This window comes from Terrimonas pollutisoli (genome assembly GCF_029360765.1).
Lineage (GTDB): Bacteria > Bacteroidota > Bacteroidia > Chitinophagales > Chitinophagaceae > Terrimonas_B > Terrimonas_B pollutisoli.
Window position 1 is genome coordinate 38,426 of record NZ_JARKNA010000013.1, and the last position, 25,918, is coordinate 64,343.

The following is a 25,918-nucleotide window of genomic DNA, read 5'->3' on the forward strand; positions in this document are numbered from 1 at the left end:
TGATATTGCTGCCACTCCTAAACAAATTTTTCAACTATTTCTTTTTCGTTGTATCCATAGCCGGCATTTGCTGCATCCATTTCATCATCTCTCTTGGCTCCATAAACCCCCAATGCTCTATGGCTTTGCCATCTTTGAACTTAACTACTTCGATTGATCGCATATCATATGGCCCCGCAGGCATACCCATAGAACCATCGCTGGTACCGGTGAACCGCATCCAGGAAAACACGTATTCATCGTCAGCCAACTCCTTAATTATTTCCATTTTGTTGTCCTTACTGGCGCCATGCCACATTTTTATCATGGATTTAAGGCTATCCCTGCCCATATCACCCCGCTCCGTATGGTCAACAAAATCACTTGCTACCGCATCGTCAATTTTACTGACATCACCTGACTGAAAAGCATCGACGACAACATGCGAGGCAGCGATATTTTTCTCTGTCTGGTCACTCATTTTACCAGCACCCATTTTATCATCGCCGGCTTTATTATTGCAGGACATGCAAAAAAGAAATAAGCATGATGAAATTGCTAGAAGAGACTTTTTCATGTTACGTTTTTATTTAGGTTAAAAAAAATACATGCAAAAGGGCAGGATTGATTTGTAAAACCTCAAGGAAAGAAGTAGAAAAAAGGCAGGCTTGTAAAGAAAGGTTAAGATAAACAAATTTATGTAAATAACCCCGGAAGAAATAATCGCAGTAATGCAGGCAATGATTTACGCGTTGCCGTTGTTTCCCACCGGCAGCCGGATTAGAGTGAACTTTGAATATTAAAGAAGGTCCACCGACGTCATTTGTAACAATACAAGATATCTAACACTATTTTGCTGGTTATGAATATTGAGTATTAGTAAACATATTGCGAATTTATTAAGAACAATGTAGGCGAAACGAAATGAATAAGATTCCCATTATTTTTTTCCTTATTGCTATTGGCCTAGTTCTATTCGTTCTTTGCTTATCTTCCTATGACTCTAAAGAGTGGGAGTTTTTTTCAGGTATTTTAGCACTATACACAGGATCTATTATACTGCTACATAGTATCAAATATAAGAAGACCTCTATGCACGGATTGAGGTTTCGGGGAATATTAGCTGGTCTAATGGGAGTTATTATCGGACTAATTTTAGTAATTGAATATTTCAAATAAGAACACTAGCTTTCCTTCAGCAATCCCTCCACCGTTGCATAAAACTCTTTTTTAAACTCTTCATAATACTTCCCACTACCCGGTCCATAAAAAGAAGAATGAATTTCCTTTACCGTTCCATCCCTGCTGAGAAAGATAGTAGTTGGAAAGGCTTTGATCGGCGTTATTTGAGGCAACGTTTTTTCGGTACGTAAGGAATCACCAACAGCTACTCCTGTTATCAGCATCGGGTATTTTATAGCAAACAACTGCTGAAATTTCCTCACACTTTTCTGCGACCGTTGAAAGTCCGTGCTGTATTCATAGGCCAGCGAAACGACCTCTACTCCCCTACTTTGGTTCTTATCATAGTAATCACTCAGAAATTTTGTTTCATCCAGGCAATTGGGACACCAGCTTCCCATAATTTGGATGATGACCACTTTATTTTTAAACCGTTCATCGTTGATGGAGACCTTATTGCCATCAATATCATTGAAGGTAAAATCAAGTGTCGAATACCCTGCTTTCAATTGCGGTGCAAGACTCTCCGGCAACTTCGCTGCAGCACTCTTTTCAGCCACCCAGCTTTCTTTGCCCGCAATGCCCGAACCAAAAAAGCCTTCAACAATTTTATTATTGCCGGCAATTTTTGCAGAGAAGGTGTAAGCATGGGCGCCATCAAACGTGGAAAGCAATAACAAATCGCCTGTAACAATTCCCTGCAGGTAGCGGTAGTCACCCGTAGGTGTCAAAAAGGTACCCGTGAGCTGGTTGCCTTTCTGAACAAACTCCGCTACGGCCAGTCTCGTAGTGCCATTCGGTCTTGTAATGGTCACCGCCCACCGGCCACTGATATTATTTTTCGCAGCACCCTTTATCGCATCAAATCTTTTTTTACCGGGAAGAGCTACAAAGGGCCATTGCTGCGTTTTGCCGGCTATAGCTTTCAACCATATTCCTTTTAACGAACCATCTGGTTGCACCCTGGCTTTGAACTCCGATTCAAATACCGGCATCCGGAAAGTAACGGAATCACTATTTATGTTTAGATCTCTGACCTGTATCTTTTCTGTTGCATTGATGATGTACAATTGAGTTTGATTACCGGTCCCTTTTATCGCCATATTGAAAACAACTTCTTTTCCATCTTCCCGGTAAAGAATGCCACGGTAGTCACCGGGCTTTGGCTGGGCATTTGAAAAAAATGAAACACAACATAACCCGGCTACAACGAATAAAATCTTCATGCACATTTTTTTGAACTGCAATACTAAAATAAAACATCGGTTACCGACCGGTTACATGACTTAAAAAACTGTTTAATTGTTCCGTTTCAGCAGCTACCAGTATGTAAATTTCAGCTCGATCTAAACAATAAATCCTTAACTTTTACCACTTAAACCAGGGACTATTTTCAACGGCTAATCTGGTTACCCTGTTATTTCTTATTAGTAGCACCGTTATTTCAATCTTTAAACCTTAATCAAACAGGATGAAAAAAACAAAGCTTCCACTTCTACTCTTCTTCATTTTAATAGGGCTGTCATCCTGCAAGGGAAAAAATGCAGCGGTGGCAACACAAGCCATCAGCGAACTTGATCTCAAACGGGGTGATGTGGTTGTATGTGGCCCGGCAGATAAACAATTTGGAACGGTTGAATTCAGCACTTCCTGTTCACCCAAAACAAAAAAAGATTTTGACATGGCAATCGCCCTGCTGCATTCTTTTGAATATGACGAAGCGGAAAAAGTATTTGCAAAAGTGATTGAGCAGGATCCGGAATGCGCCATGGCCTATTGGGGTGTAGCGATGTCAAATTATCACCCGCTTTGGGCGCCGCCGACCCCACAGGAGCTGGAAAAAGGAGCGAAAGCCATTACGATGGCGCAATCGCTTTCCCAACAACCCGGCGTAGAGACTGAGTACATCAATGCGATGGCTTTGTTTTATAAAAATTGGAACACAACAGACCATCGTACCCGCAGCCACAATTATAAGAATGCGATGGAAAAAATCTATACCGCCAGCCCTGCCAACAAAGAAGCGGCTATATTTTACGCATTAGCACTTAATGCAACGGCTGATCCGGCCGATAAGTCGTTTGTCAATCAAAAAAAAGCTGGCGACATTCTCACCACATTATATCCCGAAGGTCCTGATCATCCCGGCATCGTTCATTATATCATTCATAGCTACGATTATCCTGAGCTGGCAACCCTGGCATTGCCAGCTGCAAGAAAGTATGCGGCCATTGCTCCTTCCTCCGCACATGCACAGCATATGCCATCACATATCTTCACCAGGCTTGGGTTGTGGGATGAATGTATTCAGTCGAATCTTGTAGCCGCATCTTCGGCCAAATGCTATGCTGAAAACGCAGGCCTGAAAGGTCACTGGGACGAAGAATTGCATGCCCTTGACTATCTCGTGTATGGGTATTTACAAAAAGGACAAAATAAGAAAGCCAAAGAACAATGGGATTATCTCAGGACGATGAAAGAAGTTCACCCTATAAATTTTAAAGTGCTATATGCCTTTGCCGCCATTCCTTCACGATACGTGCTGGAAAATAAAATGTGGAAAGAAGCAGCCAGCCTGGAACCCTATCCCGCCAACTTTCCCTGGGAAAAATTTCCGTGGCAAAGAGCGATCATTTATTTTACCCGGCTATTGGGTAATGTTCATACCGGCAGGCTGGATTCCGCAAAGATGGAATTAAGAAAAATGCAAATACTTCGGGACACATTACTGGGACGAAAAAATGCTTACGAAGCCAGTCAGGTAGAGGTACAGCTAAAAGCGGGTGAAGCCTGGATACTTTTCGGTGAGGACAAAAAGGATGAAGCATTAAAATTGATGAGCAATGCTGCGGACCTCGAAGACAAAACCGAAAAACATCCTGTCACCCCGGGTGAAGTAATTCCTGCAAAAGAATTGTTGGCCGATATGCTGTTAGAAATGAACAGGTCGGCCGATGCATTAATAGCCTATGAAGCCGACCTGAAAAAACATCCCAACCGGTTTAATGGTTTATATGGAGCAGCACTTGCCAGTGAAAGAACAAACAACACCGGGAAAGCAAAATACTACTACGGACAATTACTAGCCATTGCAAACTCCTCTGATGCAGGCAGAGCTGAGTTAGAACAAGCAAGATCGTATTTGAAAAAATAACAAACACTATCTCGTAGGTTTGAATCTTAAAATGTTTCTTATATTTTTGAGACCATTCCACTTTCCAAATCCACTAACATATTAAATAATGATTATTTACGGAACCAGGTCTAAAGAACTTGCCAAACAAGTATTAACCGACAAATGCCCTAACTGCGGCACACAGAATAGTATGGAAATATATGTTTTTCAGAAATATGCCCATGTTTTCTGGATACCGCTTTTTCCAATGAGTAAAACAGCCCTGAGTCAATGCAACCATTGCAAGCAGGTGTTAAAAGAAAAACAAATGTCATCCTCTTTGTTATCGTCTTATTCTACTTTAAAAGAACAAAGCAAAACTCCTAAATGGACGTTTTCAGGACTAGCTCTGATTGTGGCCCTGGTAGCATTCGCATTCGTAAGTGAAAAAAAGAAAGATGAAAAGAATGCAAAGCTGATTTTGTCACCACAAAGCGGCGACATATTCGAAATTAAAACGGAAGACCATCAATATACTCTTTATAAAGTGGATGGCCTGCGGGGAGATTCAGTTCTTATTCGGGTTAACAACTATGAGACAAATAAAGTGTCCGGGTTAAATGACCTGAAGAAAAAGGGTGAGGCTGCTTATTCAGAAGATTTATTCGCTATTCTTAAAAAAGATTTGCAGCAAATGCTCGACAAAGGTGAAATTATGGATATTGAAAGAAAATAGATGATCACATCTATTCACTCCAGGGAACTGTGAATTTTATTATTTATAGAATAAAGTCTGAGAAATTATCTGCGATTTTTTATTCGCAAGGCTGTTTTGGGAAAAGAAAATCAGTAAGTATTTATTCATCGGCTATTCTTTCAAACTCTTTATCGTGACTTCAAAAGTTGTTTCACCGCATAGGAAAAACATAAGTGGCACATAGAATCTGTTACAAAACATCTATGTGTGTTCTTTCTATGTTATTATATACCTATGTGGTGAGTTTTTGATTTGCAGGTTTTTCAGGTTGATTCAAACTTGCGTTATGTATGTCCGGCAAAGCATTCGCGGATTTGTATTTATAATTGAAATATGCATAGGCAGTTGCCAGTAAAAAAATAAGAGCCAATAGTAACCCAACGATCAACCAGGGACGCTGATTAATTAATGGCTGACGGGGCAGCTTTACAGATAGTTTTCTATATGCCACTGCTTGCAAATTGTTGTTTGCTGAAATTACCGAAAGACGGTCAAATCTTTGCAAAATAACATTCAAGCTAAAATATTAAAACAACGTACCAGGATGACGGTTTGAAACCGTGCCGTCCCTAGCCAGGCAACTTGCCAACTCACCGTTTTTCCGGTTACCGCTAAACTTCCGTACCTTAAGTATGAGTCTGTGAGTAATGGAAGGATTATATGTGCGAAAGAAATACTCATCCCATAAAAAGAATATTTTTCCTCCTTTGCATTTTACTATGGCAGTTCGCCAATTCGCAAAGCCCTTCAACCATTTTATGCCGTGATACGGCACTTTATGTTTCAAAAAATAAATCTTCTGTAAAGTGGCATCAAACCAATGCATTCAGGATCACTGCTGCGCCTGCAATTCTCATCGGTTATGGCATTTCCACTATTGGCAACAATGGATTATTTCTATCAAGCCATGAAGTGCAGCAATGGAGACACAAAAACTTTTCCTCTTTTAAAACGGATATTGATGATCACATGCCCTCCGTTCCAATTGTCGTCATGTATGTATTGGACCTGGCCCGTGTCAGGCATAAAAATAATTGGGTGAATCAAACTATTATTTTTGGCATTGCCAATGCACTGAATGGTTTTCTCACAGATCAAACAAAACGCATCTCTCATATCCAACGACCTGACGGCACCGATTACCTGTCTTTCCCTTCTGCTCATACTACCTCAGCTTTTTTAGCTGCTGAAATACTGCACCAGGAGTTTAAGGATGAAAGCGTTTGGATTTCTATCGGCGGTTATACATTTGCTGCTACTGTAGCAGCATTGCGAATACTGAATAATAAACACTGGCTATCCGATGTAGCAGCAGGAGCCGGCATAGGAATATTATCAGCAAAAATTACCTATTTCGCTTTTAACTGGATTCAAAAAAAGATTTGCGAACGAAGAAAGAACTAATGAATCAAATCCTAAAAAGTCTTCCAAAAGGATATTCTTTCCTTCTTCACCTTTACCACTTTTTATACTTTACAAACACAAAACCCCGCAGTGCGGGGCTTTGCTATAAGAAGAGAAACGTTTATCAAAAGCTGTATCGCAATCCCAACTGGAATTGATAAGGGTCGCCGCCGGGATTGGCTACACCTGCTGTATTAACGCCATAGTTAAACCGCTTGTTGGCTGCATCAAATCCTTTGTTGGAATAAAGGGCTTGTGTGCCCAGATTTTCACTGTTGCCTTTATTCTTATCAATCAGGTTCATCACATTAAACAGGTCGGCTGATATTTCAAGGCTTTGCTTTTTACCAAACGATATTCTTTTAATGGCACGCAGATCAAAGAAACCATAAAAGCCATTGATGCCACCGTTTCGTTCAGCTATTTTACCTGCATATTTGGTGATATAATCTTTGATGCTCTGGCTTGCATTAGGATTGTCCAGTATAGCCTGCAAACCTTTTTGCACATCTGCTGATGTAGCGCTGTTTTTCCAATCGAAAATATAGGCCAGGTCGTTGGTGCCGGATACAAAATCGGCATTGCTGTTTACACCTGATAAAAGACTATAACGTGTGCCGCCAATGCCTGAATAGCGAAGGCCAATGCTAACACCCCAAAAGGTAGGCGATGTGCCATAAAATACTACTTTGTGACGGAACTGGTTGTCTGAATAGGTGATATTGCCAAGGTCTCTCGGATCGTCTTTCACCGGTAATACCAGCGTTGCAGTATTGGCTACATTTCCGTTATAGGAAGTGTTGTCTTTGGTATCATTCCATGTATAGCTTACGGATATTTCACCGTCTTTAAAATACTGCCAGCTTGCGTCAGCTACCAGAGCCATTTGATTTACTTTACCATCGCTGTTAAGTTGCAGCACTCGCCCCAGTTTATTGCTGATGCGTCCCTCTTGCCAGTCGCCATTACCATTAGCAGGCATGGTAGCCAGTGGCACATACACACCGCGGCCACCTTCAGCATCCAGTGTGAAGAAAGGAGTATTCACCATATTTCTGTCCACATACACATAATTATTTCTGCCCAATGTAAGATAACCGCTGAGGGTCACTTTCAATTTATCGGTAATCAGTCGTGTATAAGAAGCATTGGCTTTATATACTACCGGAATCTTTACATCAGGTCCATTGGTATTGATGGTAGATATCTGGAAGTCTTCCAGTGTAGGAGTAGTTGCAGGGTTGGCACGGTATCCATTAAAATCCGGAGTCGGAATATTAGGACTTCTTACATCCACGGTTGCTAAGTGATTACCGTCAAAAGCAAGGTTATTAATGATCATATAGTTATTGATATCTGATGCAAATACACCGGCGCCAATACGTACATAATCCCTGTGTCTTTCCTGCACATCCCAGGTGAGCTGAAAGCGGGGCTGAATAATAAATGACTTTAACTTATGATCGGTACGAATATTTAATTCATCAAACACTAACTGGTTGAATGGTGACGACGGGTAAATAGCATAATCAGCCCGCAAGCCTGCAGTGATCTCAACTCCTTTGCCGGCTCTTGTTTGCATCTGTGCATACAAGCCAAGATTATAGATATTAGAAACAACACTGTTGTCTGCATTAAGAGGTACTTCCCTGAAGAAGCGATAAGGTTTGTTATCTATAAAATTCTGAATGCCGTCATAATGAAAGCGACCATTTACTTCACTGCCATATACTGACCGGGCACGGGTGTACATCAGGTCAGTACCAAAAGTGTATTTAATAGAATTAGTGTTGTAATAAACATTATTCACTAACTGCAATACATTATTCCGAAACCATTCCTGTGCAAAGCGATGCCCGCCAAACTGGATAGACGTATTGCGTATGGCGCCATTTATTTCCGAAGGCACTCTTTCAATAATAGCTCTTGGGATATTGGCTTTGGGCAATGCATCGCCCGGCTCACTGCTTTGATAAGTGTAGAGGTGCTGCACCTTCAATTCATTGGTCAATTTTGAATTAATAGCCGAACGCAATGTAACCAGGAAGCTATTGTCGATGTTAAAATCATTACCTGTAGACTCGTACAGGTTGATAGCTGTATTATCTGTCAGGCCGAGTTTGTTTACATCGTTGGTGAGATTATTGCGAATAGTCAAAAGATTCTTTTGATTCAACTGCCAGTCAAGCCGTAGAAATGCAGCGTCTGAATTACGTCTTTTATCAAACGAGCCATATTGTGGCGTATTGGGAAGCCCGTATTTTTCACGACCTATTTTAACAATGGAGTCAAGTGTTTTGCGGGTAACATTAAAACGATTTTCATCCGCAGGCGATTGAACATCGGCAATCACCAGCGAACGATTGTCTACCTGGTGATCCCATGCTACAAAAAAATGAAGTTTATTTTTAATAATAGGCCCACCTAAGGAGAACCCATACTGATAAGTAGAATAATCATTGTTCCGTTTGTTGCCCCTGATATCATAAGGACTGGACAACCAGTTGGCACGGCCATAGCCAAAAACGGAACCACTTAATGTGTTGGTACCAGACTTGGTAACAGCGCTTACAGTGCCACCGCCACTACGACCATAAGTTACATCGTATTGATTGGTTACTACTTTAAACTCTCTTACTGCTTCAATAGAGATGGAATAAGGAGCGCCGCTGCGGCTGGTGGTAGAGCCGGCAGATGTGGGATTCTTTGCAGTCATACCATCAATGGTATAGTTGGTAGAAGAACCTAGTTGCCCCATCAGGTTGCCACCGCGGCTCAAAGGAGAAAGATCCATCAGGCTGGTAAAATTTCTTCCGTTCAAAGGCATGCGGGTAATAAGCCTGGATGAGATGGCAGTAGCCGCCCCCATGTTTTCAACTTTACCCCTTATACGGTTTGATGAAACTGTAACAGCATTGATCTCTTTAACCTGGTTTTCCAAGGCAAAGCTTACTGTTACCACATCGCCCTGGTTAAGGATATAATCGGGTTTTTGCTGTTCGGTAAAGCCGGTATATGAAACGATAATAGTATACGGCCCGCCAAGCGGTAATTCTTTAAAAACATAATCACCTTTGGCATTGCTGATAGTAGTAGAAGTAAAACCGGTGGATTCATTTTTTATCCTGATGCTGGCGCCGGTTAATGGTTTATTTTCTGCATCAGTTACTTTTCCCGTAAATGAAGCTTGTGTGGTTTGAGCAGACAGAAGATAAGGATTACAGACAAAAAATACTGCAGTTAGAATGAGTACAAGGGCTTTTTGCATTACTTGATTTTTGAACAGCGAAGCTATAAGCCCAATATGTACATAAGGTTAAATAAAGTTTACCAAACCTTTATTTTGATAAATGATTGACCGGCTAAAGAGAATGATAATAGTGGTTTGAAATTGCGCAGATTCATTGATTATTTGCACAAAAAAACCAGCCCGAAAGCTGGTTTTTGAATTCAGTGTCACGTCAATTTAGGAATTGACAATAGCCCAGACCGTAATAATAGCCGTAATCAGGAATACAGATGCGATAACGATTGTGGCTACTACGTTTTCATCGTGCAATAGAGAGTTGAGTTTTTTCATACGCAAAGAATTTAAATGTGAATAATAGAATACGTCGTTTCAGAGGGAGAACGGAACTGTGGAATTAAATTCTATGCTTTCAGAGGGAAGACTGCGACACAAAGTTATCAAATTCCGGTCGTCTCCAAGAGATTTTTTGCCAGCAACCCCAGACTGCATTGACCAGCCGGAGTCATTTCCCTGCCATCTCTCCTTTCCTGACAAGATTGAAGCCGGTTTCTGATGGGCCAGGTCAGGCTTTATTCGGACCCCGATACATCGGGGACATTATTTTCGGCATCATCGCTTCGACGAAAGCGGGCCGAAAACATTTGCACAAAAACTTAAACGGCTATGATTGTCCTTACCTTTAATAAGCAATCCGATATAGTTCTTTCAATCAAAAAAACAAAGGAGACTTTATGAAAAAAATCCTGTTTTTTGCCATCATACTTATCTTTTCCTGTCATCTTTCACTATCGGCGCAAAATCCTTCCGGAATGACCCACCCCACAAAAAGCCATGTGATATTGAATAGTACCGATCTAAATTGGGTAGATGGCCCGCCCGGTCTTCCCAAGGGGGTAAAGGTTGTTGTTTTAGAAGGAGATCCCTCCAGGGAAGGCACGTTTACACTCAGGGCTGTCATGCCGGCCAATTATAGGATACCGGCTCACTGGCATCCTACAACAGAACATGTTACCGTACTGGAAGGTAACCTTTATATGGGCATGGGTGAAAGTTTAGACGAACAAAAGGCCATTCAGCTCAAGACCGGCGGATTTTCTTCTCTACCCGCAAAAACAGCCCACTATGCTTTTACCAGAGAAGGCTGCACTATACAAGTGCATGCCATGGGACCTTTCGAGATCACGTATATTAATCCGGCCGATGATCCACGGAAGAAATGAGAATCAAGAAAAGCAATTCACAAGAGGCTGTCTCAAAAGTAGTTTCCCGCAGGGACGCTAAGAAAGCAAACCTGCCTGACGGCAGGCAAGGATCGCAACGATTTGAAAACCGCTTTTCTTTCTTTGCGTCGCTTTTCACTTTGCGATACTGAGCGGAGCCGGAGTATCCGTGAAATTAAAAGCCTTTTGAGACAGCTCCATTAATTTTTTTCACCACGGGAGAAATTTAAAAGGTTGGGCTGAAGTTGGCATCATTCATACAACAGTTTTTTGCCGGATAGATATCGAAGCTTTTTATCATTTCCTTTAGACATTTTATCAAATGAACTTATTGATCCGGTAGTTTATTGTCGTAGCTTAGAGAAGGATTTACCCAGCCCTGTAAAACGTCAAAGCTTCTCTCTTTCTGTCGAAATCCCTTCTATGGATAACCTGGATTTCAGGAACAATCAAAAACACACATATATGAAACCTTTCTACCTGCTTATTGCATTTATAGCAACCAGTAGTGTTGCCCCTGCACAAATGGAAGCAGGAGTGTCATACTCCCTGTCGCTTCCCCTGCAGGAAATGCACCAAAATATCAAGCCGGCGCACAACATGAATTTCATTTTCATGTCACCCTTGAAAAAAATTAAACAGCTTTCTGTTGGCGTGGAAGCCGGCATTGGCCAATATGCTTTTTTTTCCAAAGACCAGGATATCCGCTTTCCCGATGGCTCGGGTACTACCACCGAAGTAACATATAGCAGCAATGTAGCTTCCGCCGGTTTGGCAACCCGCTTTCAATTACATAAGGAAGCAAAATGGAATCCGTACCTGTCGGGCAAGTTGGGTTATGCAAACTTTTTCAGCAAGGTAATTGTCGCCGATCCTGAAAATGAGGATGACTGCAAGCCACTCGACAAAAAAACGCCAATCCGCGATCATAGTTTTTTTGCTGAATACGGAGCCGGTCTACGGATAGATGTAAGTAGCAAGAAAAAACCAAGCAACGCCTGGATCGATTTTTCCATCAACCAGGCACATGGAACCCGGCTCAACTATATCAATGTAAAAGATATTAAAGAACATGTGCACAACGATCCCAATAACCCGGCACCGATTCCGGATAAAACAGTTCCACTGAACATTCGCTTTGTCAATGTATCCACACAGACTATTCATGAGCATCAACTGGCGGAAGTATATAATAGTCCTTTGCGCCTGCTCAACCTGAAAATTGGGATGATCTGGCGATTGAACTGTGATTAACTATCATTTTCAAACACTATTTCTTTTTTTGGCGGCTTTGTTTTAAAAAAACAAAGCCGTTTTGTTAACTATTGCAGTCAATAACGATATTTTATCAGCGCCTCTTTTAATACCAAAAACTCAATATTATATTTGCCCGCCATCTTATTGCATTATTTAAAACGAACCAACCTTATGACTCATTTTAAAAGATTTTTATTTGTGATTCCTGTGATATTGTTATTTCCAGGCTGCGCCTCCATCGTTAGCAAGAGCAGCTGGCCTTTTTCAGTTACTACAGAGCCCGAAGGCGCCCGGGTTTCCATTACTAACAAAAGGGGTAGAGAAGTATTCCGGGGAAAGACGCCTGTCGCTATGAAACTGAAATCAGGGGCCGGATTTTTCGCCAAAGAATCATATACCATCACCCTGCAATTGAATGGCTATGAAACGAAAAAAATAAATGTAGAATGCAAGCTCAATGGCTGGTATTTTGGTAATATTTTGATTGGCGGGCTGCTTGGCTTTCTCATTATCGATCCCGCTACGGGTGCCATGTATAAACTCGAAAATGATGGGATCATCGAAACGCTGGACCGTACCTCCGATGCAGGTAATGCCTCGTTGAAAATTTTAGACAAAAACCAGCTTAATGAAAAGCAGCAGCAAAACCTGGTAAGAATAAATTAATTAGTCAACCAGGTTTTCTGCCTGGACCATCATGCTCCGGCAAGAACTTTGCCTTCCGATATAGATAAGAGGAAATTAAATTTTTAAGTATTTCCCATTTGTTGTCCAATCGAGTCTGGTCCGATTGTTATACTGGTATAAAATCAATTCAACAATCTAAAACAGAACATTATGGATGAGTTTATGCTGATTTTCCGGCATGAGGATGGTAACAAGGTAGCCTCGCCAGAGCAAATTCAAGTTTGGATGAAGCAAACCATGGACTGGATAGGTGGCATTGCTGCGCAAAACAAGTTCAGCCATGGCAATGGTCTTCCTTTTGAGGATGCAAAAGTGGTTCATTCCAGCAAAATGGTAACAAATGGTCCTTTTGGCGACATTAAAGAAACGATTGGCGGTTACGTTGTTGTAAAAGCTGATTCGGTGGATGAGGCGGTAGAGTTTGCCAAAGGCTGTCCTGTGTTACAGGGAGAAGGTAACACGGTAGAAGTGCGAAAGATCGTAAGACACTAAAACCGGCGAATGCCCCTGTACATTTGCAGGGGCATTTTTAATTATGCAACAGCAGGATTTAATACCGAATCTATTCCGGACAGAATATAGAAAAATTGTGTCTGTACTCTGTAAACACTTTGGTCTGGCTCAAATAGAAATTGCAGAAGATATTGCCAGTGATACCTTTCTCACAGCTGCGCAAACATGGCCGCTTAACGGTATACCCACTAACCCTGTTGCCTGGCTTTATACTGCGGCAAAAAATAGAACGAAAAATCATTTACAAAGGCATCATCTTTTTGAAAGTAAGATTTCAAATGAATTGGCAATAAGCGGCACACCGATTCAACAGGATGAAATTGATTTGTCAGCACAAAACATCCATGACAGCCAGTTGCAAATGATGTTTGCCATTTGCCATCCCTCTATACCACCGGAAGCGCAGGTAGGTTTATCACTTCGCATTCTTTGCGGTTTTGGCATCGAGGAAATAGCCAATGCATTTTTAACCAATAAAGAGACGATCAATAAGCGGTTACAAAGAGCAAAAGAAAAATTAAGAGAAGATAAAGTGGCTATAGAAATACCGGGAATAGCTGAGATGAATAAGCGAATGGAAGCCGTATTAAGAACTATTTATTTATTATTTAGCGAAGGATATTATTCCAGCAGCCAGGATACAACGATACGGAAAGATCTGTGCCTGGAGGCAATGCGGCTTTGTACCATGCTGGTTGAAAATAACTATACGAACCTGCCAGCAGCAAATGCGTTGCTGGCACTCATGTGTTTTCACGCCTCCCGGTTTGAAGCCCGGTTGGATAAAAAAGGAGAATTGATCTTATACGATGAGCAAGACACCAGTCTTTGGAATGATGAATTGATAGGCAAAGGCGCCTCCTACCTGCATCATGCCAGCACGGGCGATAAACTTTCAAAATATCACCTGGAGGCAACCATTGCTTATTGGCATACACAAAAACCCGATACCCATGAAAAATGGGAAAGCATTTTACAACTTTACAACAGGCTGCTTCAGTTGGAGTACTCTCCTATTGCTGCACTCAACCGGACATTTGCTTTATCAAAAGCCAACGGCAAGCAGCAAGCCATTACCGAAGCGGAAAAATTAAAACTGATCAACAATCATTTCTATTTTGTATTGCTGGGTGAGCTTTATACTGATGTCGATAATGAAAAGGCGAAAACAAATTTCAGGAAGGCCCTTGAACTGGCTAAAACACAGCCGGACAAATTGAGCATTCAGAAGAAACTGGATAAACTGGATGAACAATAAGAAAAATATTTTGTTGATATGTCTTTCAGTCATTCAAATGATTTACCATGAATCCTATACCAACTTTATACGAATGGGCCGGGGGAAAAGAAGCATTTGAGAATCTAACCCGGGTTTTCTATGATAAGGTTTTAAAAGATGAATTACTAGGGCCGGTTTTTAAAACCATGTCGGCAGAGCATAGCAGACATGTCGCACATTTTATCGCCGAAGTATTTGGTGGTCCTCCTCTCTATACAAATGGAGATAAAGGAACCCATGCGATTATGGTAGCGCATCATTTAGGCAAAATGCTGGATGAGCCAAAACGAAAACAATGGATGAAGCTTTTGCTGGATACAGCAGATGAAACAGGTCTTGCTGATGATCCGGAATTTCGTTCGGCATTTGTAGGTTACCTCGAATGGGGAAGCCGGATTGCTGTAATAAATTCTACCACTACAAATAATCCGATCAATGAAAACGAACCCATGCCAACCTGGGGTTGGGGTGAAACAAAAGGTCCTTATCAACCATAATCGCAGATAAAATCCGGGATCAACGCATTGCTGCCTTCACTTGCATTTCGATCATTCTTAAATAAATGAAAATGGATTTACAATTGAAAGACAAAACAGCGTTGATTTCCGGCTCTACGGCTGGTATTGGTTTTGCAATTGCCAACAGGTTTTTGCAGGAAGGCGCCAGGGTTATTATTAATGGAAGATCCAAAGAAAGTGTCGGCAAAGCAATCGAAGAATTAAAATCATCCGTGCATGGGGCAAAGGTTTCAGGCGTAGTCGCTGATTTTTCTAAAGTGGAAGAAGTAAACAAACTCATCCGCGAAGTAGAAGACGTGGATATTTTAATTAATAATGCCGGCATATTTGAACCAAAACCATTTGCAGATATACCCGACGAAGATTGGTTTCGTTTTTTTGAAATCAACGTGATGAGCGGGGTACGATTGTCGAGACATTATTTTCCAAAAATGCTTAAGAAGAATTGGGGGCGCATCATTTTCATCTCAAGTGAGTCAGCTGTTTTTATCCCGGATGAGATGATCCATTACGGCATGACCAAGACCGCTCAACTTTCCATAAGCCGGGGCTTAGCCGAGTTAACAAAGGGAACCAATGTGACGGTCAATTCAATTTTGCCCGGCCCAACAAAATCGAAAGGCGTGGGAACATTTATTGAAGATTTGTCCAAAGCAAATAATGGTTCGGTTGAACAGGTGGAAAAAGATTTTTTCACCAATATGCGGCCTACTTCACTGCTCCGGCGTTTCGCATCTATAGAAGAGGTTGCTGATACAGTAGTGTATTTTTCGAGTCCGCTTGCCTCGGCTACCAATGGTGCAGCTATTCGCACAGATGGCGGATTGATACGATCTATTTTATAAAATAGAGTTTACAGGTTAAAACATATGAATCTGCGGCTGCACAAGCAATACCGACTCGGTTGCTTCCGCCTGCAAGCATATATTTCCTTATCTTGTTTAGATGAATGTGTCTTTATTGCAGGTGATCCTTTCTATGCTTGCCGGCATATTGGTGATCATTTTCTTAACTACACGGTCAAAACTGCCCGCATTTTTTGCCATGTTGATAGCCTGTCTTATTACCGGGTTAGGCATTCAACTATCCCTGCCTGAATTGATCGCTATTTCTAAAACAGGTTTTGGAAATACCATGCAGTCACTCGGCTTCCTGATTGTATTAGGGACTTTGCTTGGACTATTACTTGAACATACGGGCAGCACCAAAGTGATGGCGGAATACATTCTGAAAAGAGCCGGCGAAAAAAATGCTTCGTTAGCTCTTGGCATTACCGGCTTCATTGTAGGCTTACCGGTATTTTGTGATTCCGGGTTTATTGTACTTAGCGGCTTGAACAAATCGATGATCAAAAGAACAGGAATTTCGGCCGTTACCATGAGTGTATCACTGGCATCTGGTTTATACGTGGTGCATTGCCTGTTGCCGCCGCATCCGGGAGCTGCGGCAGCGGCAGGTGCTATTGGTGCCGATATAGGCAAAATAATTTTATTCGGAATCATTATCGCTTTTCCGGTAATGCTGGTTGGTCACGGGTGGGCGGCATATGCAGGAAAAAAAATTACGCATTCTGCATTTGACGATGAAGAAATTATTGTTGAAAACAAAGTATACCCCTCCGTTCAACAATCTTTCCTGCCAGTGATCGTGCCCATTGTACTGATCGCAGCAAGGTCATTTTTTATTACAACTCCTCATGCATCCCAGCCATGGATGAAAAATCTTCTTGCATTAGGTGATCCTGTTATTGCATTGTTGATAGCCGTTCTATTGGCATTAACAGCCCAAAAAGGTTGGCAGAAGGGAAGTATCAGTAAGTTAATGCATGAAGCCTTGGAAAAAGCCGGCACGATCTTATTGATTACCGGCGCCGGTGGCGCATTTGGAGCCATATTAGCTTCCACCAATATGGGGAATCATTTTGCGTCGATGCCATGGTTAAGCAGTATTGGCCTATTCTTTCCGTTCCTGTTAGCATTTCTATTAAAAACAGCTCAGGGTTCATCAACCGTAGCTATTATTACTGCTGCTTCTATTGTATTGCCCTTATTGCCGGTACTAGGTCTCGATTCTGAAAATGGGAAACTTCTTTGCGCACTGGCCATGGGCGCCGGATCAATGATTGTGTCCCATCCCAATGATTCTTATTTCTGGGTCATTGCCAAATTCGGCGGCATCGATATGAAAGCGATGCTGAAGGTATATTCCGTTGCCACTATCATCATGGGACTAACGGCCATTTTGTTGATTTGGATCTTGTCACTTGTTATTATGTCGTAAATAAACCGGCCAACAGTTTAATTTTAAAAAAGCACCAGGCGCATTTAATGAGAATAAAAAATTATTTTCAAGTACTCATTACTCATTCTGTACGTTTAAAAAAGCATTTAACATGTCTGTTGCTAAGCAATTACTTTTAATCATTACCAGCCTGGCGGGGGCAATTACAATTAGCCAGTCAATGGAAGCACAAAGTACAACGGGCACCGCCCCGGTTCGTATAGCAGTAGCGGGCATTACACATGGGCATGCTGGTTTTATATTAGGCCGAAAACCTAAGCCAGATATTGTGTTGGTGGGTATCTATGAGCCAAACACTGATCTCGCAAAGCGATACGCCAAATCATTCAACATAAACCCGGCCCTGTTCTATACAGACTTGGAAAAAATGCTGGCAGCAACAAAACCTGAAGCAGTAGTAGCATTCGGTTCTATCTATGAACATATGGCGGTTGTAGAAGCCTGTGCACCTAAAGGAATACATGTGATGGTGGAGAAACCGATGGCTACCAACCTTGCACATGCGTTAAAGATGGAGCAGCTTGCAAAAAAGCATAACATTTTGTTGCTGACAAATTATGAAACATCATGGTACCCTACCACCGAGAAAGTATACCAGTTGGCCAACGACAGTAACTACATGGGTGCTATAAAAAAAGTAGTGATTCATGATGGTCATAAAGGGCCGAAGGAAATCGGCGTCAATAAAGAATTTTTGGATTGGCTAACCGACCCCATACAAAATGGCGGTGGCGCTTTGATCGATTTCGGTTGCTATGGCGCCAACCTGATGACCTATTTGATGCGTGGCGAAAAACCGGTTTCTGTCACGGCCATTACCCAACAATTTAAACCTCATATTTATCCAAAAGTAGATGATGAGGCAACCATCATTGTCACTTATCCATCGGCGCAATGCATTATCCAGGCTTCCTGGAACTGGCCGTTTAGCCGAAAAGACATGGAAGTGTATGGCGAAACAGGGTATGCTATTGCCGTCAACAATTCGACATTGCGTTTAAAAAATAAGGAAGCGGAACCAGAAAAAAGCCTGCAGCTAACCGCTAAAAAAATGGGCGTATATGATGACCCTATCTCCTACTTCGCAGATGTAGTGCGAAATAAAATTCGAGTGCCGGCATATGGCTTGTATTCACTGGAGAACAATGTAATGGTAGTGCGGATATTAGAAGCTGCCAGTGAATCAGCCAAATCAGGAAAAACAATTATGCTTTCCAATTTGCGGTAAGCAATCCTGTTCCGAAATGATTATTTCGCAATAGGCGCTTCATCTCAAAAAGCAGGCGTTGATTAGTTATTTCTTCTCATCATCGAAAACATTCAACCGCTGATGGTTGGTATTGCTGGCGATATACAACGCAAAGCCGGCAATAGCTGTATCCTTCAGCAAATTGGTGAAGTTCATCCGCTTTTCCACCAGGTCCCCGGCTTGTGAATAATTGGGCCAGTGTATCAATATCACAAACAGGATAAGCATAGCGGCCAACAGGTACCCCGCAAGGGATACATAACGGTTGATGATAAAAGAAATAGCTGCGAGGATAAATGCAGCACCAACAAAATAAACCCAAATAACACCACCTGGCAGATAGGTGGGCACAAAACTCATCATCTCCTTCGGGTATTTAAAATGCTGTATACCAAAAACGATCATTACAATGGCCAATAGCCAAACGGCTATGCGTGAGATAATGTGTTGGTTCATAAAAAGAGCTTTTTGATGCTTTTAAGTTACACACTTTCCGGCATTTATTAAACAGCTTTTTTTACACAACAATTTTTGAGCGTTAATTGGTAAGAGGAAACCGTTAAAAAACTCAGCGGCTAATTTAATTTTTCTACTTCAACATTGCGAAGATCATTGAGCTTATATAACACCTCATCCAACCTGTTTTTAGGAATACCGATTTGCAAAGAACAAAATAAATTCATCTCCTGTCTGGTGACATGGCAATCAAATTGCTTAGCGATCATCATCACCTCATTCATCTGTGTATAGTCAAATTGCAGGCGGTATTGAATCAACACCGGTTTCTGCACCAATGGCGTTACCTGCAAAGCCAGCGCCGCTGCACTCTTATAGGCGTTGATCAATCCGGGCACACCCAGTAATGTTCCGCCGAAATACCGGGCGACAATGATCAAAACATTAGTCATTTGTTTGCTGTCTATCTGGCCAAGTATAGGCCTGCCGGCAGAGCCTGAAGGTTCTCCATCATCGCTGACCCGATGAGTAGCGCCATCCAATCCTATCCGATAAGCGAAACAGTGATGAGTAGCTTTGGGATGTCCTTTTTTTACAAGAGTTAACTTTTCCTTGAAGTCATTGATATCGGCAACCGGGAACGCAAAGCTAATAAACTTACTACCCCGGTCCTTAAATTCAGCTGTTGAAGGTTGTTCAATCGTGTTGTAATAATCAGGAATCAATTTTGTATTCGTTTAAATATGTTGATAGTGTCTCCCTGCAGGTTGAAGGTTTTTTCCAGTATAGCATTTGATAAACAGGGAGCCTGCAACCCTTTTTCATCATGTTCAACCGTCTGCGTTGCACTTTGAATAATCCTGGCTTCATCCCACAATTCCTCCTGTATAAAGGATTGTAATAATCTTGCACCACCTTCCACCAAAACACTTTGGATTTTCAATTGGTACAATGCTTGCATCATTTGACTGACTACACTCCCGTCGCCGTTTAACCGGCAATAGAGAAGACTGCCTGTTTCCTCCTGTTTGATTGAATTAAAGATTATCGTCCGTGGGTTGCCATTAAATATATTAAGAGAAGAAGGCAATCGCAGGTTGATATCCAGTACAAGCCTCAAAGGTGATGGGCCGGTAAAAAGCCGATTCGTCAAAGTCGGGTTATCCAGTAAAGCCGTATTAGTGCCGACCATAATAGCATTTTCCTGGCTTCGCCATTTGTGAACAAGCCGGTTACTGCAGTCATTGCTTATGAGCAATCTTTTATCTGTGCCGGAAGAAATTTTGCCAGCAGCCGTCTGCGCCCATTTTAATATAATGTAGGGTTGCTGTTGCTGGTGAAAAGTAAAAAATCGCTTGTTAAGCTCCGTTGACTGTTTTTCCAGGATTCCCGTTTCAACCTGGATGCCTGCTGCAATTAGCTTTTCTATTCCCTTACCATCCACTTCTTTAAAAGGATCCCTGCAGCCTATTATTACCCTCGGAATATGATGCTTTATAATAAGGTCGGCGCAAGGCGGCGTCTTGCCAAAATGGGCGCAGGGTTCAAGTGAGACATATAGTGTTGATTTCGGGAAAAGATCCTCATAACCATTTTCAATAGCCTGGCGAATACAATTCACTTCCGCATGAGCTTCACCATATCGCTGGTGCCAGCCCTCACCAATGACCTTATCCTCATATACAAGCACCGCCCCTACCATAGGGTTGGGAGCCACATAGCCGGTTCCCAGTTTCGCCAGTTGCAGGCATCGGGTCATATATATATCGTGAGCTGTCAATACATCTAAATTAGCCTGCAAATATAGCCGTTTCCCCGTCCTGCTTATCACTGCTCATTCACCGCTTAATTGTAAGTTTGCCGCTCCCGCAGAACGGGACAAGTTATGACTATCCAGGAAGCAAGCCGTGATCTAAAAGCAAAACTCCAATCCATCTATGAAAATGGAGAGGCTGAAACTATCAGCGAATGGATAATTGAATCATTGACCGGGATCAAATGCAGCGACCGCATTTTTCAGAAAGACAAAATGCTCAATGCTGAGCAGGAACAACAATTGAAGCAATGGGCCGAACGGCTTTTACAATATGAACCGGTCCAGTATGTGATGAATGAATCGTGGTTTTGCGGTTTGAAATTGTATGTTGATAAAAATGTGCTGATCCCGAGGCCCGAAACCGAAGAGTTAGTGGAATGGATTATTTCGGACTGCAAATTTCCTGTCAACGCCCTGTCCATTCTCGATATAGGAACTGGCAGCGGTTGCATACCTATCGCCTTAAAAAAAAGACTACCAAAAGCGCAGGTTTGGAGTTGCGATATCAGTGAAGGGGCCTTAGAAGTGGCTAAAAAAAACGCTTCAACGCTCGGCATCGATGTAAACTTTCTTCGGCTCGACTTTTTGAATGAAGAAAAAAGGAACACACTTTACAAATTTGATATCATCGTCAGCAATCCGCCTTATATCCCTGTCAAAGACAAACTAACTATGCATCGCAATGTGCTCGACTTTGAGCCGGGCACGGCACTTTTTGTTCCCGACAACGACGCCCTGGTCTTTTACAAGGCCCTGGCTGATTTTGGAAAAACGCATTTAAACAAAAAAGGTTTTATCTATGCCGAAATTCATGAAAGTATTGGAAAGCTGACGAAGGAACTGTTCGAAAGCAACGGTTACACTCCCACAATTAAAAAAGACATGCAGGGCAAAGAAAGAATGATCAGGTGTTCTGTTAATTGATGCGAACGTATTCAGTTTTGAATACAGCACCATTAGATGTGGCTGAAATGACCAGTTTATCGCTGTTGACTGTTTCTACCCGGCGAAGTTCATTGCGGCTGATATTACCATAATTGTCTGCCTCAAACTGTAATAACAGCTCTCCTGATGAATTATCAAATGAATAGGTGCCGGCACCACCGGGAACATCTGTATAAAAACTAAATTCAGCATTTGGATTAAATGTCACAATCTCGTTGAAGCGGGTCACCGTTTCCCAACCAAAACCTCCGGCAGCCGGATCACTGAAAATGGCGGTATTCTTCCATTTTCCAACTATAGCGGGGCTTGCTGATTCTTTTTTACAGGAAGTTGTGGCAAGTGTAAGTAAGATCAAACAAGTATACAGGATTTTGCTTTTCACACCTTCGGATTTTGGAAAGGCAAAATACTAAATTGATCTATAAAACAGATTAGGACTTTCCCCCGTAAGAATACGTAAAGCTTTTATCTCACATTAGCTACCACCTTAGCCCCGGCTTTTTTAGCTGATTGCATCAGGCGGAACACTTCACCGTAATAAGAGATAGTATCTGCATTGATAACAACAGAAGGCGTATCCACCTGCAATCTTACCCGGTCCACTTCCCTTTTGATAAAGCTGTCAAGCAATGCCGGCGGTACTTCTTTATGCCCTATATAAAATTTTTGATCCTTGTCAATTGAAACAACAATATTCTGTTTGGCTTTCGTATCCTTTGTTCCGCGGGGATTATTCACTTTCACGACGTTCGGATTTGCCATCGTAGAAATGATCAAAAAGAACATCAGTAATATGAAGATGATGTCATTCAGCGAGTCTGTAAATACCTCCGATTCCTGCGTTAAACTCTTTCTAAGATTCATTTTTGCGTGTTTAATTACTTGGTAGGTTCCTGTAACACATCCAAAAAGTCTGCAGCCGAAGCTTCCATCTTATTAGCGGTTCTGCTGATCTGCGCATGCAGGTAATTATAACAAAGGAAGGCAATCAACCCGATCACCAACCCTGTGATAGAAGTGATCAATTTTGTATAGATACCCTGTGAAATAACAGCCAAATTGATGTCACCTCCAGCCTGGTTGATCTGCGAAAACAACTGCATCAATCCCATCAGCGTACCTACGAAACCAAAAATGGGAGCCGCTCTCGATACCACGGTCAACATACCCATATTTTTCTCCAGCTTATACATTTCCAGCTGACCCACATTATCCATGCTGCTTTCAATAGCGTCAATTGGTTTACCAATCCGCTGAATGCCTTTTTCAATAATACGTGCAACAGCGTTGTTGGTATTTTTTGCAAAACTTCTTGCTGCTGTCATATTCCCGCTAACAATATGATCACGGATAATATTCATGAAATTGTTGTCGATCTTTGAAGCATTGCGGATGGCGATATAGCGCTCAGCAAAAACATACACAGTCAATAACAGCATCACCCCCAGCGGAATCATGATCCAGCCACCCATATAAATCAGGTCAAAAAAACTGATTGTTTTACCTGCCGCAGTTGTAGCAGTTTGCTGAACGGCCTGGGTTAGGGTATCGACGATCTGTAAAAGGTCAAACATAGATATTCTCTTTTAAGTGGGTAAAAGTAACTAAGGATGAATAAATACAATTTCAAATATTATCAACAACCCTGAATAACATCATTGCTTTCTGTCATTCAACACGAATGAACGAAAAAAAAGATGCTACGTTGTACCCAAGCCTAAAGTTTTGGAGTTCTTTAACAAGAGAGAAGTTTAAAATGTTCCAAAAGTTTAAAAGGTTTAAGAAGTTGATACCAACCTCTTAAACCTTTTAAACCTGTTAAACTTCTTAAACTCACCGGGCTGTTCCTGCCTGTTTCACCATCAATGCCTGTATTTGCTTCATGGTGGCTTCCATTCCCTCGGCACTTCCATCAAGAAATATCACATTTCCTTTTCCATATTCTGCAAAATTTTTAATCGCTTCGGTCCACATACTGAAAAGAATGACATTGGTGTCAAGATTGGCTTGCTTCATTTGTTCGGCTGCTTCAGACATGCCTTTTGCTACTTCCTGGCGGAACAACGCTACGCCCTGTCCCCGCAACTGAGCCGCGGTTCTTTCTGCTTCGGCGGAAATTTTTATAGAATTTCCCTCAGCTTCAGCCGCTTTTGTTTTTGTGATTAACAGAGCCTGGCCTTCATTTTCGGCAGCCGCTTTTAAATTGTTTGAAGCAACTACTTTACTCATAGAATCAAGGATCACTTTATCAAATGTAATATCATTGATCTGCAGATCCAGCAGATGATAACCCCAGTCCTCCAGCGTGTGATCGATCTCCACTTTTACATACTCGACAATTTCGCGACGAAGTCCTAATACTTCCGCTTGTTTTTTGGTAGCCACAAACGAACGAATATTTCCTTCAATCGTCCTGATCAAAGCCTGCATCAGATCTCTATCACTGATAAATTTAAAGGCTACCTTTTTTATCGTTTCTTCATTAGCATTTTGAACCGCAAATAACATCATCACTTTAAAATACACATTCGCCTGATCCTGTGTGACTGCCTGGAATTCCAACTCCACCGAACGATTTTGAATAGATAGTTTCTTATAGATCTGTTCTACGATGGGGATCTTAAACCGGAGTCCCGGCCCGGCGATCCTCCTGTATTTTCCAAACATCGTTACTACGGCAATAGTACCCTGGTTTACCGTATACAATCCACTGAAAAAAATAATTACTAAAAGAATGACCCACCAATATGTGGCAAGAAAGTTTGCGATATCCATTTATTAAAATTTTAATATTCGTAAAGATAGCGTAAAGAGAAGTACTAAAATTTACTCCCGGAGATAGAGAAATATCTCTACCCTTCTGTTGCGTTGGCGTCCGGCCGGAGTAGTATTGTCAGCTACCGGCCTTGATTCTCCCCATGCACGGGCAAAAACCCGGTTGGGCTTTACAAAAGTTCGTGAAGCAAAATAATTGAGTACTGTCTGAACCCTTGCGGAAGAAAGCCGGTTATTTAATTCCTCCGTGCCCCTGTTATCAGTATGACCCTCCACGACGACTGAATCTACTTTTTTCCCAACAGCGTTTAAACAAAAATTATCCAGCAGTTCATAGCTTTCTCTTTCCAGTTCAGCTTTACCTGTTGCAAACAAAACCTCCTGCAGGATCAGTGTATCAACTGTTAGAATTTTATTGGGCTCAAGCACAACAGGCATAGGACTTCTTGCTTTCCCGCTTCGTATTTTTCTTCGCAAAAAATCATGTCGCTCATCCTGGTCATAAATAGCTTCCATAGAAGAAAGCCAGTCGTCACATAATTTTTCATTTTGGTTTAATGGTAGTAGTGAAACAAGGTCGACAAATGCAAAAAACCGGTTCTCCATCGGAATACCCGTTTGACCGGTAATATCCCGCCTGGAAAAATTACCAATTGTAATGAACGCTTCATCGCCATTGGCAGTATAATCATAAAGCACATGCTGCCAACTGCTATCAGCTTTAAAACGTTTGACAGCTTCAATAAGATAGAATGAAGGCTTCACCTGTTGCAGCGGCCTTCTGTCCAGTAAAAAATCAGAAGAAGTAAAATAAACGCCAATACTGTCAAGAATGGCGTGGGACGATTTGATATAGAATTCCAGCCTGTATTTATTGCCTTTTCTTAAACCACATAACATTTGACTGCGGATAAATGTACGTTTATAAGGTTTCTTTGCATTACCCGCTTCGATAGACATACAATGAGAACCTTCGTAGGCGCGGTCTATATCTTTGAAGTAATTATTAAAAACGTCATCATTGACTAGCCATGCTTCCGGCGCACAGTTTACATGATACTCAGAGCAAATATTTTCTTCTTCAAAGCCTCCGTTCAATAAAAGATTTTGTGAAAACGAAAAAAAGGAACAAAAAATAGCCAGCGCACAAAAGAAGCAATACCGGGACAGTAAAGAAACAAAATCAAGTTTCATTGTATCGTTTGTATCACAGGG

Annotated in this window: 25 protein-coding genes; 13 read left to right on the top strand and 12 right to left on the bottom strand. The window is 41.7% G+C overall.

Annotation, left to right across the window (positions count from 1 at the left end):
* Positions 1-34: 34 nt before the first annotated feature.
* Together P2W73_RS18330 and P2W73_RS18335 are read right to left on the bottom strand one after the other, a co-directional pair.
* Entirely contained in the window at positions 35-556 is a 522-nt protein-coding gene (locus tag P2W73_RS18330) for an ester cyclase (protein ID WP_276503542.1), read from the bottom strand.
* Positions 557-1,163: 607 nt separating this feature from the next.
* Positions 1,164-2,387 carry a peroxiredoxin family protein gene (locus P2W73_RS18335; RefSeq protein WP_276503543.1) on the bottom strand — a complete coding sequence of 408 codons (1,224 nt, stop codon included), beginning with the start codon at positions 2,385-2,387 and terminating at the stop codon, positions 1,164-1,166.
* 245 nt (positions 2,388-2,632) lie between these two features.
* Between P2W73_RS18335 and P2W73_RS18340 the strand changes: the two genes are divergently transcribed.
* Positions 2,633-4,315, top strand: a complete 1,683-nt coding sequence (locus P2W73_RS18340) for a hypothetical protein (RefSeq protein WP_276503544.1) — start codon at positions 2,633-2,635, stop codon at positions 4,313-4,315.
* An 88-nt stretch (positions 4,316-4,403) separates the two neighbouring features.
* A complete protein-coding gene (locus tag P2W73_RS18345) occupies positions 4,404-5,012 on the top strand; it encodes a zinc-ribbon domain-containing protein (RefSeq protein ID WP_276503545.1) in 609 nt (202 codons plus the stop codon).
* A gap of 253 nt (positions 5,013-5,265) precedes the next feature.
* Here the strand turns inward: P2W73_RS18345 and P2W73_RS18350 are convergent, their stop codons facing one another.
* A complete protein-coding gene (locus P2W73_RS18350) occupies positions 5,266-5,484 on the bottom strand; it encodes a hypothetical protein (RefSeq protein ID WP_276503546.1) in 219 nt (72 codons plus the stop codon).
* Between the two features lie 209 nt (positions 5,485-5,693).
* Between P2W73_RS18350 and P2W73_RS18355 the strand changes: the two genes are divergently transcribed.
* Positions 5,694-6,437: a phosphatase PAP2 family protein gene (locus P2W73_RS18355; protein WP_276503547.1), complete on the top strand. Its 744-nt coding sequence runs from the start codon at positions 5,694-5,696 to the stop codon at positions 6,435-6,437.
* Positions 6,438-6,561: 124 nt separating this feature from the next.
* On the opposite strand, the gene P2W73_RS18360 is transcribed toward P2W73_RS18355, so the two are convergent.
* The gene (locus P2W73_RS18360; protein WP_276503548.1) at positions 6,562-9,705 is read right to left on the bottom strand and encodes a TonB-dependent receptor; all 3,144 of its coding nucleotides are present in this window, start codon (positions 9,703-9,705) and stop codon (positions 6,562-6,564) included.
* A 713-nt stretch (positions 9,706-10,418) separates the two neighbouring features.
* Between P2W73_RS18360 and P2W73_RS18365 the strand changes: the two genes are divergently transcribed.
* From P2W73_RS18365 to P2W73_RS18405, 9 genes are all read left to right on the top strand, one after another.
* A complete protein-coding gene (locus tag P2W73_RS18365; RefSeq protein WP_276503549.1) occupies positions 10,419-10,907 on the top strand; it encodes a cupin domain-containing protein in 489 nt (162 codons plus the stop codon).
* 465 nt (positions 10,908-11,372) lie between these two features.
* The gene (locus P2W73_RS18370) at positions 11,373-12,161 is read left to right on the top strand and encodes a hypothetical protein (RefSeq protein ID WP_276503550.1); all 789 of its coding nucleotides are present in this window, start codon (positions 11,373-11,375) and stop codon (positions 12,159-12,161) included.
* A 174-nt stretch (positions 12,162-12,335) separates the two neighbouring features.
* Positions 12,336-12,830 (top strand): peptidase associated/transthyretin-like domain-containing protein, encoded by a 495-nt coding sequence (locus tag P2W73_RS18375; protein WP_276503551.1) that lies wholly within the window; start codon positions 12,336-12,338, stop codon positions 12,828-12,830.
* A 171-nt stretch (positions 12,831-13,001) separates the two neighbouring features.
* The gene (locus P2W73_RS18380) at positions 13,002-13,343 is read left to right on the top strand and encodes a YciI family protein (protein ID WP_276503552.1); all 342 of its coding nucleotides are present in this window, start codon (positions 13,002-13,004) and stop codon (positions 13,341-13,343) included.
* A gap of 97 nt (positions 13,344-13,440) precedes the next feature.
* On the top strand, positions 13,441-14,622 hold the full coding sequence (locus P2W73_RS18385; RefSeq protein WP_439145496.1) for an RNA polymerase sigma factor: 1,182 nt from the start codon (positions 13,441-13,443) through the stop codon (positions 14,620-14,622).
* Between the two features lie 47 nt (positions 14,623-14,669).
* Positions 14,670-15,140 (top strand): group II truncated hemoglobin, encoded by a 471-nt coding sequence (locus P2W73_RS18390; protein WP_276503554.1) that lies wholly within the window; start codon positions 14,670-14,672, stop codon positions 15,138-15,140.
* A gap of 71 nt (positions 15,141-15,211) precedes the next feature.
* Entirely contained in the window at positions 15,212-16,006 is a 795-nt protein-coding gene (locus P2W73_RS18395) for an SDR family NAD(P)-dependent oxidoreductase (protein ID WP_276503555.1), read from the top strand.
* 100 nt (positions 16,007-16,106) lie between these two features.
* Positions 16,107-17,441, top strand: a complete 1,335-nt coding sequence (locus P2W73_RS18400; RefSeq protein WP_276503556.1) for a GntP family permease — start codon at positions 16,107-16,109, stop codon at positions 17,439-17,441.
* Between the two features lie 112 nt (positions 17,442-17,553).
* On the top strand, positions 17,554-18,690 hold the full coding sequence (locus P2W73_RS18405) for a Gfo/Idh/MocA family protein (RefSeq protein WP_276503557.1): 1,137 nt from the start codon (positions 17,554-17,556) through the stop codon (positions 18,688-18,690).
* Between the two features lie 66 nt (positions 18,691-18,756).
* Here P2W73_RS18405 and P2W73_RS18410 read toward each other — a convergent pair whose 3' ends face one another.
* The 3 genes from P2W73_RS18410 to ribD all read right to left on the bottom strand — a co-directional run bounded on the left by P2W73_RS18410 (position 18,757) and on the right by ribD (position 20,968).
* Positions 18,757-19,167, bottom strand: coding sequence for a DoxX family protein (locus tag P2W73_RS18410; protein ID WP_276503558.1), 411 nt, complete (start codon positions 19,165-19,167; stop codon positions 18,757-18,759).
* 119 nt (positions 19,168-19,286) lie between these two features.
* Positions 19,287-19,892 carry an IMPACT family protein gene (locus P2W73_RS18415; RefSeq protein WP_276503559.1) on the bottom strand — a complete coding sequence of 202 codons (606 nt, stop codon included), beginning with the start codon at positions 19,890-19,892 and terminating at the stop codon, positions 19,287-19,289.
* Complete coding sequence (gene ribD, locus P2W73_RS18420; protein WP_276503560.1) at positions 19,889-20,968, bottom strand: bifunctional diaminohydroxyphosphoribosylaminopyrimidine deaminase/5-amino-6-(5-phosphoribosylamino)uracil reductase RibD; 1,080 nt, start codon at positions 20,966-20,968, stop codon at positions 19,889-19,891. The genes P2W73_RS18415 and ribD overlap by 4 nt, the downstream gene beginning before the upstream one ends.
* A gap of 84 nt (positions 20,969-21,052) precedes the next feature.
* Between ribD and prmC the strand changes: the two genes are divergently transcribed.
* Positions 21,053-21,907 (top strand): peptide chain release factor N(5)-glutamine methyltransferase, encoded by an 855-nt coding sequence (gene prmC, locus P2W73_RS18425; protein WP_276503561.1) that lies wholly within the window; start codon positions 21,053-21,055, stop codon positions 21,905-21,907.
* Here prmC and P2W73_RS18430 read toward each other — a convergent pair.
* The 5 genes from P2W73_RS18430 to P2W73_RS18450 form a co-directional block, all read right to left on the bottom strand.
* Positions 21,900-22,310, bottom strand: coding sequence for a hypothetical protein (locus P2W73_RS18430; protein ID WP_276503562.1), 411 nt, complete (start codon positions 22,308-22,310; stop codon positions 21,900-21,902). The genes prmC and P2W73_RS18430 overlap by 8 nt on opposite strands.
* Before the next feature lie 83 nt (positions 22,311-22,393).
* Positions 22,394-22,792 carry an ExbD/TolR family protein gene (locus P2W73_RS18435; protein ID WP_276503563.1) on the bottom strand — a complete coding sequence of 133 codons (399 nt, stop codon included), beginning with the start codon at positions 22,790-22,792 and terminating at the stop codon, positions 22,394-22,396.
* Between the two features lie 14 nt (positions 22,793-22,806).
* Positions 22,807-23,502: a MotA/TolQ/ExbB proton channel family protein gene (locus tag P2W73_RS18440; protein WP_276503564.1), complete on the bottom strand. Its 696-nt coding sequence runs from the start codon at positions 23,500-23,502 to the stop codon at positions 22,807-22,809.
* 259 nt (positions 23,503-23,761) lie between these two features.
* Complete coding sequence (locus P2W73_RS18445; RefSeq protein ID WP_276503565.1) at positions 23,762-24,703, bottom strand: SPFH domain-containing protein; 942 nt, start codon at positions 24,701-24,703, stop codon at positions 23,762-23,764.
* Between the two features lie 51 nt (positions 24,704-24,754).
* Positions 24,755-25,897 carry an OmpA family protein gene (locus P2W73_RS18450; RefSeq protein WP_276503566.1) on the bottom strand — a complete coding sequence of 381 codons (1,143 nt, stop codon included), beginning with the start codon at positions 25,895-25,897 and terminating at the stop codon, positions 24,755-24,757.
* Positions 25,898-25,918 lie beyond the last annotated feature (21 nt).

Coding starts and splice junctions, on each gene's coding strand:
- P2W73_RS18410 (WP_276503558.1), bottom strand. CDS start 19,167: ATGAACCAACACATTATCTCACGCATAGCCGTTTGGCTATTGGCCATT.
- prmC (WP_276503561.1), top strand. CDS start 21,053: ATGACTATCCAGGAAGCAAGCCGTGATCTAAAAGCAAAACTCCAATCC.
- P2W73_RS18365 (WP_276503549.1), top strand. CDS start 10,419: ATGAAAAAAATCCTGTTTTTTGCCATCATACTTATCTTTTCCTGTCAT.
- P2W73_RS18330 (WP_276503542.1), bottom strand. CDS start 556: ATGAAAAAGTCTCTTCTAGCAATTTCATCATGCTTATTTCTTTTTTGC.
- P2W73_RS18360 (WP_276503548.1), bottom strand. CDS start 9,705: ATGCAAAAAGCCCTTGTACTCATTCTAACTGCAGTATTTTTTGTCTGT.
- P2W73_RS18380 (WP_276503552.1), top strand. CDS start 13,002: ATGGATGAGTTTATGCTGATTTTCCGGCATGAGGATGGTAACAAGGTA.
- P2W73_RS18400 (WP_276503556.1), top strand. CDS start 16,107: ATGAATGTGTCTTTATTGCAGGTGATCCTTTCTATGCTTGCCGGCATA.
- P2W73_RS18445 (WP_276503565.1), bottom strand. CDS start 24,703: ATGGATATCGCAAACTTTCTTGCCACATATTGGTGGGTCATTCTTTTA.
- P2W73_RS18435 (WP_276503563.1), bottom strand. CDS start 22,792: ATGAATCTTAGAAAGAGTTTAACGCAGGAATCGGAGGTATTTACAGAC.
- P2W73_RS18345 (WP_276503545.1), top strand. CDS start 4,404: ATGATTATTTACGGAACCAGGTCTAAAGAACTTGCCAAACAAGTATTA.
- P2W73_RS18355 (WP_276503547.1), top strand. CDS start 5,694: ATGTGCGAAAGAAATACTCATCCCATAAAAAGAATATTTTTCCTCCTT.
- P2W73_RS18395 (WP_276503555.1), top strand. CDS start 15,212: ATGGATTTACAATTGAAAGACAAAACAGCGTTGATTTCCGGCTCTACG.
- P2W73_RS18440 (WP_276503564.1), bottom strand. CDS start 23,502: ATGTTTGACCTTTTACAGATCGTCGATACCCTAACCCAGGCCGTTCAG.
- P2W73_RS18375 (WP_276503551.1), top strand. CDS start 12,336: ATGACTCATTTTAAAAGATTTTTATTTGTGATTCCTGTGATATTGTTA.
- P2W73_RS18340 (WP_276503544.1), top strand. CDS start 2,633: ATGAAAAAAACAAAGCTTCCACTTCTACTCTTCTTCATTTTAATAGGG.
- P2W73_RS18390 (WP_276503554.1), top strand. CDS start 14,670: ATGAATCCTATACCAACTTTATACGAATGGGCCGGGGGAAAAGAAGCA.
- P2W73_RS18450 (WP_276503566.1), bottom strand. CDS start 25,897: ATGAAACTTGATTTTGTTTCTTTACTGTCCCGGTATTGCTTCTTTTGT.
- P2W73_RS18335 (WP_276503543.1), bottom strand. CDS start 2,387: ATGAAGATTTTATTCGTTGTAGCCGGGTTATGTTGTGTTTCATTTTTT.
- P2W73_RS18370 (WP_276503550.1), top strand. CDS start 11,373: ATGAAACCTTTCTACCTGCTTATTGCATTTATAGCAACCAGTAGTGTT.
- P2W73_RS18405 (WP_276503557.1), top strand. CDS start 17,554: ATGTCTGTTGCTAAGCAATTACTTTTAATCATTACCAGCCTGGCGGGG.